At 41.2% G+C, this 18,158-nt stretch carries 19 protein-coding genes; 5 read left to right on the top strand and 14 right to left on the bottom strand.

All coding sequences use genetic code 11. The features are described from left to right. Nucleotides 1-85 precede the first annotated feature (85 nt). From H561_RS0115090 to H561_RS0115080, 3 genes are all read left to right on the top strand, one after another. A complete protein-coding gene (locus tag H561_RS0115090; protein ID WP_228372281.1) occupies nt 86-1,165 on the top strand; it encodes an NAD(P)/FAD-dependent oxidoreductase in 1,080 nt (359 codons plus the stop codon). 2 nt (nt 1,166-1,167) lie between these two features. Then, nucleotides 1,168-1,443, top strand: a complete 276-nt coding sequence (locus H561_RS23675) for a UBP-type zinc finger domain-containing protein (RefSeq protein WP_081411670.1) — start codon at nt 1,168-1,170, stop codon at nt 1,441-1,443. A 203-nt stretch (nt 1,444-1,646) separates the two neighbouring features. Then, on the top strand, nt 1,647-2,150 hold the full coding sequence (locus H561_RS0115080) for a hypothetical protein (protein ID WP_027387776.1): 504 nt from the start codon (nt 1,647-1,649) through the stop codon (nt 2,148-2,150). 26 nt (nt 2,151-2,176) lie between these two features. Here H561_RS0115080 and H561_RS0115075 read toward each other — a convergent pair whose 3' ends face one another. The 4 genes from H561_RS0115075 to queG all read right to left on the bottom strand — a co-directional run bounded on the left by H561_RS0115075 (nt 2,177) and on the right by queG (nt 6,217). Further along, the gene (locus H561_RS0115075; RefSeq protein WP_034762391.1) at nt 2,177-3,478 is read right to left on the bottom strand and encodes a cryptochrome/photolyase family protein; all 1,302 of its coding nucleotides are present in this window, start codon (nt 3,476-3,478) and stop codon (nt 2,177-2,179) included. 5 nt (nt 3,479-3,483) lie between these two features. Continuing rightward, on the bottom strand, nt 3,484-3,945 hold the full coding sequence (locus H561_RS0115070) for an SRPBCC family protein (RefSeq protein ID WP_027387774.1): 462 nt from the start codon (nt 3,943-3,945) through the stop codon (nt 3,484-3,486). A gap of 317 nt (nt 3,946-4,262) precedes the next feature. Beyond that, a complete protein-coding gene (locus tag H561_RS0115065; RefSeq protein WP_027387773.1) occupies nt 4,263-4,940 on the bottom strand; it encodes a TIGR02117 family protein in 678 nt (225 codons plus the stop codon). A 332-nt stretch (nt 4,941-5,272) separates the two neighbouring features. Further along, nucleotides 5,273-6,217 (bottom strand): tRNA epoxyqueuosine(34) reductase QueG, encoded by a 945-nt coding sequence (gene queG, locus H561_RS0115055; RefSeq protein WP_027387771.1) that lies wholly within the window; start codon nt 6,215-6,217, stop codon nt 5,273-5,275. Nucleotides 6,218-6,337: 120 nt separating this feature from the next. Here queG and H561_RS0115050 point away from each other — a divergent pair, with 120 nt between their 5' ends. Together H561_RS0115050 and H561_RS0115045 are read left to right on the top strand one after the other, a co-directional pair. Continuing rightward, the gene (locus H561_RS0115050; RefSeq protein ID WP_027387770.1) at nt 6,338-6,637 is read left to right on the top strand and encodes a rhodanese-like domain-containing protein; all 300 of its coding nucleotides are present in this window, start codon (nt 6,338-6,340) and stop codon (nt 6,635-6,637) included. A 31-nt stretch (nt 6,638-6,668) separates the two neighbouring features. Then, entirely contained in the window at nt 6,669-7,286 is a 618-nt protein-coding gene (locus tag H561_RS0115045) for an HD domain-containing protein (protein ID WP_027387769.1), read from the top strand. Between the two features lie 61 nt (nt 7,287-7,347). On the opposite strand, the gene H561_RS0115040 is transcribed toward H561_RS0115045, so the two are convergent. The 10 genes from H561_RS0115040 to H561_RS0114995 all read right to left on the bottom strand — a co-directional run bounded on the left by H561_RS0115040 (nt 7,348) and on the right by H561_RS0114995 (nt 18,157). Continuing rightward, a complete protein-coding gene (locus tag H561_RS0115040; protein WP_027387768.1) occupies nt 7,348-8,124 on the bottom strand; it encodes an alpha/beta fold hydrolase in 777 nt (258 codons plus the stop codon). Between the two features lie 14 nt (nt 8,125-8,138). Beyond that, nucleotides 8,139-9,128, bottom strand: a complete 990-nt coding sequence (locus H561_RS0115035; RefSeq protein ID WP_228372280.1) for an NAD(P)H-dependent flavin oxidoreductase — start codon at nt 9,126-9,128, stop codon at nt 8,139-8,141. 81 nt (nt 9,129-9,209) lie between these two features. Further along, nucleotides 9,210-10,580 carry a peptidylprolyl isomerase gene (locus tag H561_RS0115030; RefSeq protein WP_027387766.1) on the bottom strand — a complete coding sequence of 457 codons (1,371 nt, stop codon included), beginning with the start codon at nt 10,578-10,580 and terminating at the stop codon, nt 9,210-9,212. A gap of 87 nt (nt 10,581-10,667) precedes the next feature. Further along, nucleotides 10,668-11,591, bottom strand: coding sequence for a PfkB family carbohydrate kinase (locus H561_RS0115025; RefSeq protein ID WP_027387765.1), 924 nt, complete (start codon nt 11,589-11,591; stop codon nt 10,668-10,670). A 28-nt stretch (nt 11,592-11,619) separates the two neighbouring features. Beyond that, nucleotides 11,620-12,177, bottom strand: coding sequence for a gliding motility lipoprotein GldD (gldD, locus tag H561_RS0115020; RefSeq protein WP_027387764.1), 558 nt, complete (start codon nt 12,175-12,177; stop codon nt 11,620-11,622). A 185-nt stretch (nt 12,178-12,362) separates the two neighbouring features. After that, complete coding sequence (gene mutY, locus H561_RS0115015) at nt 12,363-13,406, bottom strand: A/G-specific adenine glycosylase (RefSeq protein ID WP_027387763.1); 1,044 nt, start codon at nt 13,404-13,406, stop codon at nt 12,363-12,365. Between the two features lie 38 nt (nt 13,407-13,444). Beyond that, nucleotides 13,445-13,897 (bottom strand): hypothetical protein, encoded by a 453-nt coding sequence (locus H561_RS0115010; RefSeq protein WP_228372279.1) that lies wholly within the window; start codon nt 13,895-13,897, stop codon nt 13,445-13,447. Nucleotides 13,898-13,970: 73 nt separating this feature from the next. Beyond that, nucleotides 13,971-15,335: a DUF5458 family protein gene (locus H561_RS0115005; RefSeq protein ID WP_027387761.1), complete on the bottom strand. Its 1,365-nt coding sequence runs from the start codon at nt 15,333-15,335 to the stop codon at nt 13,971-13,973. Between the two features lie 21 nt (nt 15,336-15,356). Continuing rightward, nucleotides 15,357-15,803: a type VI secretion system contractile sheath small subunit gene (locus tag H561_RS0115000; protein WP_027387760.1), complete on the bottom strand. Its 447-nt coding sequence runs from the start codon at nt 15,801-15,803 to the stop codon at nt 15,357-15,359. 254 nt (nt 15,804-16,057) lie between these two features. After that, complete coding sequence (locus H561_RS0114995; RefSeq protein ID WP_027387759.1) at nt 16,058-18,157, bottom strand: M13 family metallopeptidase; 2,100 nt, start codon at nt 18,155-18,157, stop codon at nt 16,058-16,060. Nucleotide 18,158: the final 1 nt, after the last annotated feature.

Raw genomic sequence — 18,158 nt, 5'->3', positions numbered from 1 at the left:
TGTTGTCGACTTTGAATGGGTTGACCTAACACCTGATCATTCTGGACAGATAAAGATGTCGGCCTTAAATCCCGAGGCACATCCCATGATAGAATTTCCTGATGGAAAAGTGATTGTCAACCCGTCACTGGAGGAGATTGCCAACATTCTTGGGTGGATTACTAAACCAAAATACAAAGAATACGACCTTTCGATTTACGGTGCAGGGCCTGCTGGTTTAAGTGCTGCCGTTTATGCCGCTTCCGAAGGCCTTAAAACGATTTTGATAGAACGAGAGGCAGTCGGCGGGCAGGCCGGGACAAGTTCGATGATTGAAAATTATTTAGGTTTCCCTGACGGCATATCAGGCGCAAACTTAGCGGAGCGCGCAAGGCAGCAGGCTTTAAAGTTCGGTGTAGAAATACTGCTTCTGAAAGAAGGTGTTAAAGGTTCATTTTACGATAAAAAAATCCACGTAGATTTTGCTACAGGTGAAAAGCTTGTTGCCAAGACCAATATCTGTGCTACGGGAGTGGAATATGCCCGGCTAAATCTTCAGGATGAGAACCGGTTTTTTCACAAGGGTGTTTATTATGGTGCCGGTGCCAGCGAAGCCTATTTTTGTCAGGATAAAGATCTGTATATTGTAGGAGGAGGCAATTCCGCAGGTCAGGCTGCCGTTTATTTCTCAGGTTTTGCAAAACGTGTATTCATGGTCATCAGAAAAGGCAATCTTTCAGACACCTTATCAGACTACCTTATTAAGAGAATTTCTACTGTGGGTAATATACATGTTTTATATCACTCTCAGGTTATTGAACTGGATGGTGATGATTATCTGCAGCGAATCAAAATTGCCAATTCCAAAGAAGAAACAGAGCAGTGGCATGAAACGTCCAAATTATTTATCTGTATTGGAGGCAGACCAAATACGGAATGGGCTTCCGAAACCGCTATCTGTCGGGATCCCAATGGTTATCTTTACACCGGCAGTGATCTTATTGGACTTGATCAATTTACCGATTGCTGGAAAGAAGAAAGGCATCCTTACCATTTGGAAACAAGTGTTCCGGGATCATTTGCTGCAGGTGATGTACGGTTTAATTCAGTAAAAAGGGTTGCTTCCGCCGTCGGGGAAGGAGCAATGGCAGTAACACAGGTGCACCAATACTTATCAAAACTATAGTTATGGAAAATAATAATGTATGTAATCATATCACAGCAATAGAAAAGCTGAAGACAGCTCAGGAACAGGTGTGCAGTAGCTGTGTAGAAGAAGGTACTCAATGGGTTCATTTACGTACCTGCCAAACTTGTGGGTTAACATTATGTTGTGACTCCTCTCCTATGCAGCATATGTCACACCATTGTAAAAAAGAATTACACCCTGTTGTCATCTCATCAGAGACCGGTGAGCGATGGATGTATTGTTATGTGGATGATATTATAGCAGAGTATAATTAATAGCAGGAAAATAAGATATTTTTTCAAAAGCTTTTTAAAATGGCACTGCGTAACAAATTATGTTTACTTTTTTATGCAGCCTGTTTTGAAGATTTCAGCCGGCCGCCGGTCAGGAACCCTAAAATAATTTTATCCTTTTTAACAATTTACTTATCTTCGTTTTTTTTAAAAGATTATCATTAATTTCCTCAAGAAAAGCACGTATGTCCATCAATGCCTCTCACAGACTGATTCCGATGACGGATTTTGTTATTGAATATTATTCACATGAAGGATATGCCGATCTTCAGACCTTAAAACTGATGAACAATTATGCCAATTTCCTGAAAAAACCGCTGACTCTGGGAATGTTTGTGCCGGTAGATCAAAAGGGAAATATCCTGAAGGAACCTAAAAATTATATTTCCTGGAAATCCCTTGAGCATAACAGAAAAAAGTCTGAGCAGCCTGCGAGCAGCCTCTCTTTTGACGAATACAAGTTATATCAGAAAGCAGAGCAGAAATGCCTTTTCGAAGGATTCAGGATTGCCTACAACGGGTATTCCGTAGTCAGGATCACTGCTGCATACGATGAATCCATTGAGCTTTCCTTCAATAAAAACGAGCGGCTGTTCCAGAAATTTAAAGATGTGGAGTCACTCACCTACTTTGATGAAATCTACCTGAACGATACGGCATTGAAAAAACTCGGGCTTACCAATACATAATAAAATGGCGAAAAACCGATGACCATTTAACGTTTCACCGCTTTGCCGTATACTTCCAGTGCTCTTTTCCTGGCAAACACGTGCTCTACAACCGGCTCAATATTCCGGTCTTCTTCACTGAGCCATTCGTTGATGTACTTCTGGTCTTTGTCAAACTTTTTAGTCTGTTCATAAGGATTGAATACCCTGAAATAAGGGGCTGCATCACAGCCGCAACCTGCTGCCCACTGCCAGTTCCCATTGTTGGAAGACAGCTCATAATCCAGCAGTTTTTCCGCAAAGTAAGCCTCACCCCAACGCCAGTCGATCAGCAGGTGTTTGGTAAGAAAGCTGGCCACAACCATTCTTACCCGGTTGTGCATAAAGCCGGTTTCATTGAGCTGGCGCATGCCTGCATCCACAATAGGATAACCGGTTTTTCCCTCGCACCACAGGGCAAATTCCTTTTCATTATTTCGCCATTCTATATTTTCATACTTTTCTTTGAACGGATGGTTAACTACTTTCGGGAAATGGTGGAGGATCTGCATAAAAAATTCACGCCAGATCAGTTCGTTCAGCCAAGTTTCATTATGTTCGCGGGCAAACTGTACACATTTCCGAACAGAGATGGTCCCGAAACGCAAGGCCAAGCCAAGACGGGTGGTATGGTCACGGCCCGGAAAATTTCTGTACCGGTCATAATCATCTATAATTGATTTCTCTAAAACCGGCTTATTAAATTCAATATCCGTTTTTTTGAACCCAAGATCTTTAAGTTCGGGGAATTTCGGGGTGGTATAGGTCAGGAACCGTGAAAAATCTGTCTTGTAGCTTTTAATCGTATCCGGGCCCAGTACCTCTTTCCATTTCCGGGAAAACGGTGTATACACTGTGTATGGTGTCCCGTCCTTTTTTACGACTTCCTCTTTTTCAAAAATCACCTGATCCTTAAAGCTTTCAAAGCCAATATGTTTTTCTTCAAGAAAATCTTTAATCTCCTTATCGCGTTTCACCGCTGCCGGTTCATAATCCGTATTGGTAAAAACAGTACCAACCGTATAATCTTTTACTATTTCCCTGAATATCTCCAGAGGCTTCCCGATAAAAATACGGAGCCCGCTTTTATGTTTTTTCAGTTCTTTGTGGATTCCGCTTAAGACCTGATGAAAATAATCGACTCTTTTATCGGATTTGTTATCCAGCTTATCCAGAATTTCTTTATCAAAAATAAAAACAGGAAGTACATCCTTGCCTGATTCCAAAGCATGGTGAAGGCCCGTATTATCTTCCAACCTCAAATCCCGGCGGAACCAAAAAATATTGACTGTATTCTGTGTTGTCGCCATATCTTTTATGATCTGTTGAAACGTTCTTCGAGGATTTTAAACCGGTAATCAAAAATATGGTTCAGTTTAGACTTTACAAAAAGCGTATGGGCAATTTCTCCCAGGAACCCGAACGGAAGCTCATAGTCTACCATATCTTTCATCAGAACACCGTTTTCATTTTCTATGAATTCATGGTGATGGTGCCAGAGCTTATACGGGCCTTTTTTCTGGAAATCGGTGAAGCTTTTCTTTAAATCCACCTGGATGATTTCTGTCTTCCATTTCATTTTAATGCCTAATAGAGGGGAAACAAAATAATCAATGATCATCCCTTCATAAATCTCATCATTTTCAAAATGGGTCAAGACAACAAATTTCATTTCTTTCGGGGTGATTTCAGAAAGGTTATTGGCGGAGGAAAAAAATTTCCATGCAGTATCCAGATCGCAGTTGAGCTGCTGTTCGCGGAAGAGGCGGTGCTTCATTATTTTTTATGACGTTGAAGTACAATAAAAATACCACATTAAGAATTGTCCGTATTTTATTTAGCCGGTTTAAATTTCAGTACTGAAACTTTAGAAAAACTTCTGAAGATTTATATTAAAACTATTCCTGACAATTTTGTAGATTTTACATATTTAAATACACATAAAAGTATGCGCAATCACCATAATCAGCGAGAAATGGTTTTGTAAAACAAAGGTAAACATAGCCTTTGAACCTCTGCATAAAGAGAATGTAAAGACCTGACCTGATCTTATTTTATTTCATTCTTATCTGAGAATGAGAAATCACTTTTATATTATTTATAATGAAGGAAAATTCCGTAATCGGTCGGTGTCCAGAGTGCCGCTTTCTGTCCGGCGGCTTTTAAAGCATTGTTAGTCCAGGTGTTACAGGTGTCCAGAAAGCTGTAGGTCCCCTGAGCATCATAAAAAGCATCATTGTTGCCATATACCGCATTGGTAGGGATCAGTATAAAATTCCCTTTTGAATCCCGATCAAATTTTTTCTCAACAAATTCCACCAGTTTTTTATACTGTTCCCTGCTGATCATCATCATTTTACAGTCGTCCCCTTCCTTCATCGTGCGGTAATAGCTGCAGTGCATCGCCGATTCGCTCAGCCAGAATGCCGCTTTGAAAGCAGTGGAGAATTTAAGATCTGCCCAGGTCGGAGTATCCAGATAAAAACCTTTATCGCCCCACCCGATGCCTACGAAGTTGTAATCCGTTTCCCTGGATTTTGTATTGTCAAACGGAATTTTGGCACTCCAGTCCTGCAGGTTATTTTTTACGGGCATCACGATATCGGTGTGCACCCCGTTCGTATAGATGTAAACCGGAATCTCTTTCTTCTGCCCGTCATCTTTTGCCGGAACTTCGATAAAGGGAACAAGGTACCCTAATGAGACATACACTACAACAATTCCTACCAGGATTCCTAAAGCTTTAAGAATAAGTATTGCCATTTTTTTCACCGTCATGTTTTTAAGTATGAGTAATAAATTAATATATAGTTTTTATAAAGTATTTTTTCCGAACAGAAATTTATTTAAATTTAAGTACAAAATATTGACAAATATGCGTAAAAACAACAAATCAAGCAAAAGATTTAAAGTGAGGGTAAAAGTAGCTCCGAAAAGAACACAGAAAAAACGTTGATTTTCAGTTTGGATATTACCTTCTGAACGTCATTTTTCCTTTTTAAAAAGGCTTTTTATTTTGTATAATGCTTTACTTCTTTACCGCTGAATGTAAAGAACAGTTAAGTTATCCCCATGAGCCTGGATAAAGTTTATGTTCAGAAATATTAATCTGGATCTGAAGGCTTTTCCAGAAACTCAATATTACGTTTCAAACCTGCAAATTTAGTACGTTTTACGGGAGACTTTCTGAATATTTCCGAGAACAGCTCTTGGGTCAGCTCTTTCCACTCCTCTTTTTTAAAATGCTTCAATGCTTCATTCGGACGAAATTTGCTCTGGTGGTTGGGCATCGAAAACCTGTTCCACGGGCAGACATCCTGGCATACGTCACACCCGAACATCCAGTCGTCCATCTTATCCTGAAAATAACCGGGGATCTCATTTTTCAGCTCAATGGTGGCGTAAGAAATACATTTGCTTCCGTCGACCAGCTTCTCTGAAACAATGGCACCGGTAGGACAGGCATCGATGCATTTCCGGCAGGTCCCACAGTGGTCTGTGGTTTCATGGTCTGCAACCAGTTCCAGGTCACAGATAATTTCTGCCAGAAAGTAGAACGAGCCGTTTTGTTTGGTAATCAGGTTGGCATTCTTTCCTACCCAGCCGATCCCGGATTTCCTGGCCCAGCTTCGTTCCAGGACCGGAGCGGAATCTACAAACACGCGGAAACCGAATTCGCCGATCTCTTCCTCAAGTTCCGTGACCATCTCACGCAGGATTTCTTTGATCACTTCATGATAATCTTCTGCATAGGCATATTTTGAAATCTTGAAGTTGTCTAATGTGGAGATTTTCTCTTCAGGGAAATAGTTATACGACAGGGAAATTACCGATTTTGAACCTTCTACCAGCAATCTCGGGTCCAGCCTTTTATCAAAATGGTTTTCCATGTATTTCATTTCACCATGGAAATTGTTCTTCAGCCAGTTTTCCAGCGGCCTCGCCTCTTCTTCAAGGAAATCTGCTTTCGAAATACCGCAGTCCTGAAACCCAAAGCGTTTGGCCGTAGACTTTATAAGGTGCGAATATTTTTCAGCGTTTGAATTCATTATTTTACCTTGCAAAACTAAGATTATTTTATAAATTTGTTTAGACTTTAATCATTGAATTGCTATATCGCTCTTTTTTATGGCTTAAAGCTAAATTTTAACCTTAAATATTAATACAATATGTCTTTATCAGAAGTTTTAAAATCAGGAAATTATGAATTAATCGACGTTCGTGAACCCATAGAATTGGAAATGGACGGACATATAGATGGTGCTAAAAATATTCCGTTAGGCGAAGTGGAAGACCGGAAGGATGAAATCCTATCGCTTGAAAAGCCGGTAGTGATCTTCTGCAGAAGCGGAAACAGAAGCGGGAAAGCACTGGAATATTTAAACGCCCAGGGTTTAAAAGACGGCCATAACGGCGGTGGCTGGGCTGAGCTGAAACAGGCCATCGAAGCAAATCAGGGAACTTTTTAAAAGTTCCTTTTTTTATTTAAAACCGGTACTTATGAATCTGAAGGAAAGATTTTCAGACAACTGCTTTTTATTCACAGCGGACAAAATCCTTGTTGGGCAGCTATGGTCTGATATTGACAAGAAACATACTGAAAAAGGCAGGCACTATCATAACCTCTCACATCTTGAGAATATGTTTACCGAACTTGAAGCCTTAAGAAGCAAAATCGGAAACTTTACAGAAATCTCATTCTCTGTTTTTTACCATGATGTGATTTACGATGCGACTTCAAAATCAAATGAGGAAAAAAGTGCGGAATTCGCGGCATCAGCCCTACAGCAACTAAATATCCCTAAGGATACGATTAAAAGGATTTCAGATCAGATCATTGCTACCAAGCTTCATCAGAAATCTGGTGACCGCGATACAAATTATTTCCTGGACGCAGACCTTTCGATTCTCGGAAAAGATTTGGAAACCTACATTGATTATGCCAAAAAGATTAGGAAAGAATACTCCATTTATCCTGATTTGCTGTATCAGCCGGGAAGGAAAAAGGTGCTGAAACATTTCTTGGCACTGGAACGTATTTTTAAGACTCAGGATTTTATGGATATATATGAAATTAAAGCGAGGGAAAACATGCTGGCTGAAATGGAAAGCCTGTGATTTAAATTTTATTTACAGTATGACCGGCCTAATAAAATAAATCAGCTATGGCCTGCTCTGATTAATATTTCAATTGGCTTCTGACAAACCCGGCTACTCTGCTCAGAACCATTTCCGGCATTTCTTTATGCGGCGTATGCCCCACATCCGGAATAATGAATGTCTCCGCATTTCCTCTTACCTGAGAAACCGTTTTTTCAACCTGGTCGATGGTGCCGTATTCATCCTGTTCACCCTGAATGAATAACAATGGTGCGTTTATGTCTTTTAGTAGATATTCAATATTCCAGTTCCGGAAGCGGTCACTCAGCCAGATTCCAGTCCATGCTTTCATAAGCGTTTCCACTTTATCACCGTGGTATTTTCGTAAACGTTCCAGAAGGTTGGTGGTCTGATAAGCTGTCAAGGCTTCTTCTATTCCTTTTATGGTAACATCTTCTACAAAAATATGTCCGGCTTCACAGATTACGGCTTTTACTTTTTCAGGGTACTTGGCTGCGGTAATGAGCGCGATGGTACCGCCGTCACTGTGACCGAATAAAATAGCTTCCTCAATGCCAAGGACACCCAAAAGGTCATTCAATACATCCGCTTCCAGTTCCATGTAATTGTTTTCTCTTTCATGCGTAAACATCGGATAAGATTTCCCGTAGCCCAGACGGTCATAGACCAGGATATTGCACTGCACTGCTGCTGACAGTTGTTCAGGAAAATCACGCCAAAGCTGCGTGCATCCTAAGGAATCATGCAGGAAGACCAGGACCGGCCTGTTTTTAAATGAATGGCTGTACTCGATATACAATTTTTCACCTCTGACCTCAATGATCTTCCCTTCCATTCAGTACCTCTTTATTATAATCCGGGATTGCCTGCTTCGTTAAATTCTTTCAGTAAATTCCGAAATACCGTGTCCACAGGAAGCACTTCATCAATTAAAGCAGACACCTGCCCGATCTCCAGTTCGCCTTCTTCCATATCGCCTTCGAACATGCCGCGCTTTGCCCTTGCCCGGCCCAAAGAAGCGATCAGGGAGTCTTTATTACTTCCTGCCGTATAAATGTCTTCCAGTTCATTAAAGAACTTGTTTTTCACCATTCTTACGGGGGCGAGTTCTTTTAGTGTTAAATGGGTGTCGCCTTCCTGAAGTTCCGTAATTTTTTGTTTCCAGTTATCGTGTGCACTGGCTTCAACGGTTGCGGCAAAACGGGAACCGATCTGCACACCGTCGGCTCCGAGAATCATGGCAGCTTTCATTTGGGAACCGAGAGCAATTCCACCGGCTGCAATCAGTGGTTTTGTGATATGCTTTTTAACATTGGGAATCAGGCAGAACGTTGTGGTTTCGTCTCTTCCGTTGTGGCCGCCCGCTTCAAATCCTTCGGCAACTATGGCATCAACGCCTGCCTCCTCGCATTTCATGGCAAATTTGGTAGAAGATACGACGTGGGCTACTTTTAATCCTTCTTTTTGTAAAGTTTCTGTATAGGTCTTCGGGTTCCCAGCGGATGTAAAAACAATGTTTACACCTTCTTCCAGAATGATCTGAATGACTTCATCCAGATTGGGATACAGCATCGGGACATTGACACCGAAAGGCTTGTCGGTAGCCTGCTTACATTTCCGGATGTTTTCCCTTAAGATATCAGGATACATACTGCCTGCGCCGATCAGGCCAAGGCCCCCGCAATTGGAAACCGATGAAGCCAGCTTCCAGCCCGAATGCCAGATCATCCCCGCCTGAATCACCGGATATTGAATACTGAACAGCCGGGTAATTCTATTTTGACTGTGCTGCATGTCATGAAGTTTTTTAGCCGAATTAAAATCTATAAAATTGCTCATGCCGTAAAAATACTAAAAACTACGACGTAACGGGACGCTCAGGCATAAAAAAACCTCCAGATATTCTGAAGGTTTATGATTTTATTTTTTAACCGAGTCTTTCTTCCAGCTTCCTTTTAAGCTGCATGAATCGTAGCGGCCGTCAATCGAAACAAAGGTGGTTGGCAGTCTTGAACTGACAAACTTTTCAACCATTTCATTCCTTTTTTTATTGAGTGCCATCTGCTTGATCCTGTCATAATCGGTTTCCAAAGTAATTTGGTGGGCAGGAATCACATCTTCAACTTTTACGATTTTCACCACTTTCCTCTTCCTTTCATCTTCATCATCAAAAGCATTGGTAATATCGCCTTTATTTAAGCCCGCCAGCTCGTAGCTGATGGTTCCGGGAACGGTTTCTCTTTCGATCTTATTGGAGCCGTCAGATCCGGGAATGACGCCGGCGTTAAACTTCGTCTTTTTATCATCGGAGAACTTAAAGGCTGCGTCTTTAAAGGTTAGTTTTCCGCTTTGGACCAGTCCTCTGATACTGTCAAGCTTTATTCTTGCCGTTTTCACTTCGTCATCGGTAGGCGTTGCCATTAGAAGAATATGCCTTGCTTCGTATATTTTCCCTGATTTCTTAACCAGCTGGATAAGGTGATAACCGAATTCAGATTCTACAGGATCGGACATTTCCCCTTCCTGAAGGTTCAGTGCCGCCGCCTCGAAAGGTTTTACCATCTGCCCCTTTGAAATATTCTTCATCAGTCCGCCGTTGGAAGCTGAGCCCGGATCTTCAGAATAAATTCTGGCCTGGCTTTCAAAAGTTTCCCCTCCCTGTATGTCTTTCTTGATTTTATTAAGCCTGTTGATCAGGTCCTGCTTATGGGCCTCCGTAAGCTTCGGGAACATCATGATCTGTGACAATGATACTTCATCCTTGATTTCAGGAAGCTGGGCTTTATACAGACTGTAAAAATCGGTTACTTCGTTAGGCGTAACATCTGCCTTCTCGGTAATCCTCTGGTATTTAGCCTGGCCGTAATACTGATCGGTATCGATTTTCTCGATCGCATTTTTCATTTCATAGCCGTTTCTGAACTTATAGGCAGTAAGCATTGCCTTCTCATCAGGAAACTGGGAAAGAAGCTGCTGGTATTTTGCATTGGCCTGTTCCTTGATTGCTGCGGAACGGTTATCAATTAAAGTATCTTTTTTGGCTTCATAGACCAGAAGCTTATTGTTCAGAAGGTTTTCCAGAAACTCACACTTATCAATATTGGACGCTCCCTGCTGTTTTGCATAATTCATCTGCTCGTTCACATCAGATTCCAAAACAATTTCATCACCGATTACTGCAGCAATACCATCGATGAGATCTCCCTGCTTCAGCTGGGCTTTCATGGTATTGGCCCCCATCATCATGATGAAAATTCCAAAAAGAAAAGTGATCTTAAGTTTATTTGTCATTTTACTATTTTAAACAAGTTGCAAATTTAGAATTCTTAATGAATTACACTAAATTTTTTATTATAAATATTTCTTAAAAAGAGGCATTTACTGGAGTTCTATATCAAAAGTTGTCAGTTCCTTAAACTGTCTCAGTCTTTCGAACATATCCTTTTCATTAACTTCCTGAATTCTTTCCGTCCCGAATTTTTCAACCGTAAAAGAAGCCATCGCAGAACCTACGATTAATGCAGACTTCATGGTTGCAAAATCGGTTTTCCCTTTTTTAGCCAGGTAAGCGGCAAAACCTCCGGCAAAAGTATCTCCTGCCCCGGTAGGATCAAAAACTTCTTCAAGCGGAAGCGCAGGAATGGCGAACACCTTACCGTCATGGAAAAGCAAAGCACCGTGCTCCCCTTTCTTGATAATTACATATTCTGGGCCCATCGTGTGGATCTTCTTGGCTGCTTTTACCAGAGAATATTCTCCGGAAAGCTGCCTTGCCTCTTCATCGTTGATGGTGATCACATCGGTTTTGGCAATCATGTCCATCAGAATATCCCAGGCACTGTCCATCCAGAAGTTCATCGTATCAAGGATGACAAGTTTCGGACGGCTGTGCATTTTTTCAAGTACCGAAAGCTGCACACCCGGATGAAGGTTTCCTAAAAGCAGAATTTCCGCATCCTGCATAGATTCGGGAATTTTAGGATCGAAGTTTTCCAGAACGTTCACTTCCGTCGCTAAGGTATCTCTTGTATTTAAATCATTGTGGTATTTTCCGGACCAGAAGAAGGTCTTGCCTTCTTTTACGATCTCGATTCCTTCAATGTTGATATCTCTGTCTGTAAACATATCAAGGTGCTCCTGCGGGAAATCCCCTCCCACTACGGAAACAATTCCTGATTTTACGCCTAAAACGGATGACGTGATCCCGATATACGTAGCGGCACCTCCTAAAATTTTATCTGTTTTGCCGAACGGCGTTTCAATAGCATCAAATGCAACACTTCCTACAACTAAAAGTTTCATATTTTTTTCAAAGTATATTAAAAGTAAATTAATTTTTCCATTCAAAGGTATCCAGCAGGTGCATCATATCTTTTTTGATATAATTTACTGCAGGGGCCAGGGAATCAGGTTTTGGTCTCGTATTAAAGTATAAATAAGCCGTCACAAAATGTTTTGTGCTGTCTGTAATATAGAATTGCAGGTTCGATGCACTCTGCCCTTTCAGCTCGTAAAAGTTCCCATAGACTTTTTTACCAGGGTATTCAAAAGATTTGGTATCGATGGCACTGGCCTTAATGGTATGTTCATACACCATCTTTTCAGCTTCCTTAATATGATCGGCAAAGTCATTCTGTATCGGGTAATACGTTACAAAAATCTTAGCTTTCATTTTGGGGTAGTTCAGGTAATACCAGCAGGGCCTTTTGGCATCTGTCATTTTTGCAAAATCGGAATATTCAAAAGTATAAGAACAGTTTTTGTCAAATTTCTGATATTTCGGTGCCGGATATTCCAGACGAAGTTCCCCGTAAGGCTTCGGTACAGGATCTTTTCCGCAGGATATCAGAAATAGGGCTGCAAAAACAAAAAGGGCATTTTTAAACATTTTGCAAAAGTACAAATTAGATTTCAGATTTCACGGGACAAATTTCAGGATTTCAGGGGGTTTAAATGCCAAACCAAAGTTACCACGCCCCGTTTTAAGGTAAATTTTGCCCGGCATTTAAAATTATATTCTGATTTTTAAACCTGAATAAATTTTCAGTTCAGCGACCGATTATAGATTTATGATCAAAAAAACAATTCCTCGTTCTTACTCCTGATGTAATTTTCCAAAGGTTTCGGGAACGACTTCTGATGTGAGCCGGCATCATCGGTAATGATATACTGATTTTCGGCAATGAAATTTTCCCAGACCGATTCAGAATCCACTTCAACATTAAAAATTTCGATGGTTAAATTCTTATGGGTCAGTTTGTGGCCCAGCGTTCTTACACTCCGGATATAAGGCATCAGTGCTTCCGGAATTTCAGGAAGGAATTCAAATAACTTTTTCCAGATGAAATCATCTTTTCTCTGCTGAATCAAAAACTGCCCGTTCCTGTGGACAAAATAATATTTGAGATGAAGGTCCTTGGCCTGTGTTTTTTTTGTTTTTACCGGAAATTCCGAAACCCGGTTCAGCGAAAAGGCCAGACAGTCTTCCTGCAAAGGGCATTCATGGCAGAGCGGGTTTTTCGGTTTGCAGATTTCCGAGCCCAGATCCATCATGGCCTGATTGAAGTCCCCGACATTTTCGGGAAGAACCAGATTTGCCAATTCTGAGAAATAAGTAAATGCCCGTGAGCCGGAAATATCAAAATCGTCGGCAAAGACACGGCTCAGAACACGGTAAAAATTACCGTCAACGGCCGGCATCCTGCTGTCAAAACAAATACTGGAAACCGCTGCTGCGGTATATTTTCCTATGCCTTTCAGTTTTAAAATCTCTTCATACTTATCCGGAAAAGTTCCATGATACTCATTCATGATCTGTTGTGCAGCCTTATGAATATTAATAGCTCTTGAATAGTATCCCAGGCCTTTCCAGTAAAGCAGAACCTCATCCTCCTCAGCTTCTGCCAAAGTTTTCACATCCGGGAACCTCCCGACGAAATTATTGTAGTGGCTGAGACCATGGCTGATCCTGGTCTGCTGAAAAACAATTTCACAGATCCAGATCTTGTAAGGATCTTTGGTTTGCCTGAACGGCAGGTCCCTGGCATTGGTCTTATACCATACCAGGAGTTTATTTCCTATGTGCTGAAAGCCCGAATCTTCTTTTATCTTTTCCAAAAAGCCATCTCATTTATATGCGCAAAGATAAGATAAATTTAATCTTTTTCTTTTACTGAATAAACCGGGGCAGCTTTCAGCCATTGGTATTTAAGATGCTTCTCTTTGGCAATGAAGGGATACCCCTGCAGCTTTTTAAGATACATATACATGGGCCCGGTTTTCAATTTCAGCCTTTGGTTAGACAGTATCTGAACCGGAAAGGCCACAATAGAATCCCTGGTTGTTTTCAATACTTCTCCCGAATTGATTTTATAGATAAAAACAGACGGACCGCGCCCGGAAGAACTGTCGACCAATTTTACATCTGAGGCGGAAACCACCATATCGCTTGCATCAAAACATTCCTGCTCATTCATAATGTAAGCGGTCCCTTCGTGTCTTTCGTCTGCGAAAAGGTCGATCCTGTGCTCATTCTGAAGCTTCTTATCTTCACAGCTTATTGAAAAAGTCATGAAAAGCATCGGTAAAAAGAATAGCCCTCTTTTCATATTGATTATCTTAATGATTTGGTAGAAAAAAACCGATGTTGAAATGCATCGGTTTTTATTGATAAATATTTTTTTATTCCTGTGTATATTCTGCATCCCATTCGTTGCCGTCATCTCCCTTGTGTCCGTCAAGTTTAATGACAAAACTTTTTGTAGGAAAATAAGGGGTCAGGCGGATGTCCAGCCATACTCTGTCTTTGTTGACCCTGTCCTGCTCGAAACGGACGATCTTGAATTTCTCGATCAGTTTATCCGGTCCTTTGATATTATCCAGGAACTGAACCACCTGTCTTCTTAAATCATCCTCATTTTTTGCGTTCCAGTTTTCGAACGCCCTTCTGTTCAGGAAGTCCAGCAATACTTTGGTTACATAATCGAATACGCGGACTACGGAATAAGTCTGAAGACCGATGTTATCCCCTGTAAATAATGTTTTCGCAGAGAAAGCCATGATCTTCCCGTATTCGTTCACCATAGGGACCAATCCCATCTTTTCAAGCTGGGAGATTTCGCTCTTTTTAAGTTCAAATTTTACAGCATCCACTTCGTTGATATTCCCGTGCTTTTTACCTGCTGCCACCTGGGACATCAGTGTTTTATGGATTTTTCCGGCCAATGAGGTGGAAGGCGGAAGCTCTACGTTTTCCTCTTCTCCTATTTCCTCCGCTCTACCACGTCCTACCAGCCAGTTACACGTCATAATAACATTACTTCTGTGCAGTTCACCGCCTGTAAGGTTTGCTGAATGGAATAAGTCTACAACATCATCCGGCTTATCAAGATTAGCGAAATCCGTGACCATCATCACTTTGTTCTCATTACAGATCTTCGCCCATTTTTCGATTACTTTATTGGATCCCAGATATCCCGGAATCGCAAGAATAGAATAATTATCCCTAAGATCCAGACGGTCATAGTAATTTTTAAACTCTTCTGCGATTGCGTCAATGAAAACAGGATTATCAAGGTCTGCAACCTGATTAAGGCTTGCATTGACAATACTTACGTTGTCAACTTTATCCAGTTCGGTATTTTTGTAAAACTGAGCAACCGTTCTGTAGTTGGTTTCCAGATCACGAACGGTATCAAGTGTATTTTTTAAATTAAGTTTTAAATTCTGCTCTGCGGAATGTGCTTTGCTTTTGCATAGGTCTGCCATTTTATCTGCAGATTCGTTTCCTTCCAGAAGATTTACCCAAAGATTTATTTTTTGAAGCAGTTCCTTTCGTTCTTCTGTTTTATTGCTGTCGGTAAGGAAAATTTCTTTCCTGGCTTTTCTCGTCGGATTCATATTGGCGATCCCGTCTACAACGGATTCCACAAAACCGAAACCTCCTATTTTATTGAGTTCGGCAACCGGATTACCTTTTTGCTGACCTGCATGTTGCTGCTGTCCCTGCGGTTGCTGGTTTTCAGCTGCCTGTAATTTACTATCCATGATTAATGTAACGTCTTTAGATTATTTTTCAAGTTCTTGTGCCACTTCTTTTAATACTTCGACAAATGCAGCCCTGGTCTGATCATTTTCCAGCATATTCCGAAGAATTTTATTGGTTTTCAGCTGGCGGACAATTTTATTGTACTGTTCCTGTTCCATGCTGAGCTGCTGTAAATAATCTGATTTCTGGGTTAGACTTTTCGGGGTGAAGTCGCCAAGACTCTGAAAACGGAATTCTTCTTGCACCACATTGCCGTCTTCCGTTTCGTGCTGTACGTTCACAGAAGGCTGGAAATGTCTGAAGACGTCATCCATCGTTTTTAATCCGGTCACAATTTCAGGTACATAAGATTCGTCGGTGGTAAGCTGGCTTACAATCAGCGATTTATTTTCCTGTATGTTCTGAATAGCTTCATTAGCGTCCACTTTTATTTCGTTTCCGCCAACGCCATAATTAAACATTGCCATATTATTGTTATTTTGAGATGTTATATGTTGGTGTGAATTGTTTTTATCAGCATCAAATAGCTGACCAATCCAATGTTTAAATTTAAAAAAAAACTGTAACATAAAAAATTTTGTCAAGGTTTTTATTAAAATATTTAATAATTCGTTAAAATATCAATCATATCAATATTTTTACCTCTTACTAAGCTAGGGAAAATAAAATAAAAACGCACCATTTCTGATGCGTTTTTAAATTCTGTAAATTTCAGTCCGGTTTACCAGATTTTTATTCTGTCCTGAGGTGCTTTATACATTTTGTCTCCAGGCTTGATATCAAATGCTTTGATGAACGAATCCTGATTCACCAATGGCCCGAAAGCTCTGAATGCACCCGGAGAATGCGGGTCCGTCTTTACCTGGTTGGTCATGTACTGATCGGTGGATTTTGTGCGCCAGACCGTTGCCCAGCTCATAAAGAATCTTTGGTCCTGGGTGAAGCCGCTGATTAATCCCGGATTCCCGTGATCTTTGAGATACATCTGAAGCGCATCATATGCCACGGCTACTCCCCCCAAGTCCCCGATATTTTCACCGCTGGTGAATTTACCGTTGACAAAGCTTCCTTTTACCGGTTCATAAGCACTGTACTGTGCTGCCAGCTGGCCGACTTTTGCATCAAAGTTTTTACGGTCTTCATCGGTCCACCAGTTATTGAGGTTACCGTTGCCATCAAATCTTGACCCGCTGTCATCAAAACCGTGGGAGATCTCGTGGCCGATCACCGCCCCGATTCCGCCGAAATTCACGGCAGCATCAGCTTTCGGATTATAAAACGGAGGCTGAAGGATCGCTGCCGGGAACACAATCTCATTATTGGATCCGTTGTAATAGGCATTCACAGTTTGTGGTGTCATGCCCCATTCTATTCTGTCCACCGGTTTCCCTATTTTATCAAGGCTTCTCTGGTACTGCCATGCGGAAACATTCTGCAGGTTGGAATATAATGTGCCCCCCTGTTTCGGGGCATCTACTTTCAGGTTGCTGTAGTCTTTCCATTTGTCAGGATAGGCAATTTTAACCGTGAACTTTGACAATTTTTCCTGCGCTTTTACTTTGGTAGCCGGAGACATCCAGTCCATATCATTTATATGGGCTTTGAATGATTTCAGGATGTAGTCAATATAAGTTTCCATCTGCTGTTTTGCTTCAGGCGTGAAATATTTCTCAACGTAGAGTTTTCCGAAAGCTTCCCCGAGAACACTGTTGACGAGAGAAAGGCCTCTTTTGTTCATCGGACGCTGCTCTTTCTGCCCCTGGAGGTATTTGGAATAGAAATCAAATCTGATCTGTTCCAGTTTTTCATCCAGATTGCTGGCACTCCTGTTGATCAGATGGTATTTCAGATAATCTTTCAGCAAAGGAAGGTTCTTCTGCGTCAGGAACGAGTCCATATTCTGATAGTATTTCAGTTCCCCGACGATGACCTTATCGGTATTCACACCAGCATCCTTCAGGTATTGTGCCAGATTGATATTCTTAACCAAAGCGGAAAGTTCGGATACATTTTTCGGGTTGTACCTTAAGTTCGCATCCCTATTCTGTTCCAGCGTCAGAAGATAATTAGCCAGCTGCTTTTCAAAATCAACAACATTCTTTGAAGCAGCATCAGGATTTTTGTATCCTAAAACCCTGAATAATTTCCCGACATATGTCTGGTATTCCGCTAAGGTTTTCGTATTGGCCTCGTTTACTTTCTGGTAGTAATCCCTGCCCAGGCCAAGGTCCGGACCGCCGAGATATACTGCATTCATTTTGGAGTTTTTCATATCTGCGCCCACTCTCCATCCGTAGAATGAATTGTCATCCAATTTTGTGGCTTCCAGCAGATATTTCTGAAGATCGTTCAGGTTTTTGATCACATCAATCTTTGCCAGGTCTGTTTTTATCGGAGCCAGACCTTCTGCATTCCTTTTACCGGTATCCATAAAAGAGGCATACAGGTTCTGGATCTTCTCTCCTTCGGAACCTGCCGTATAACTTTCAGATAAAATTTTATTTAAAATATCCAGGGAAGCATCATCCACATTTTCCCTTAATGCATTGAAAGATCCCCAGCTTGCTTTATCGGAAGGAATCTGTGTGGTTTTTATCCAGTTTCCATTGACATAGCTAAAGAAGTCATCCTGCGGACGAACGCTTTTATCCATATATGATAAATTGATCCCTTCTTCTCTTGTTTCTTGTTTTTTCACCGGCTCTGCAACTGCTTCTTTCATCGGTTCAGGCTTCTGAGTACCTGCAGTTTTCGTTGTACCACATGAATTTAAAAATACAAGCCCGGAAAAGGCAAGTATTCCGATATTTAACTTTTTCATT

It is taken from the genome of Chryseobacterium gregarium DSM 19109 (assembly GCF_000430845.1).
GTDB classification, from domain to species: domain Bacteria; phylum Bacteroidota; class Bacteroidia; order Flavobacteriales; family Weeksellaceae; genus Chryseobacterium; species Chryseobacterium gregarium.
The sequence above is the reverse complement of the archived record's forward strand: the minus strand, read 5'-3'. Positions and strand labels throughout refer to the sequence as shown.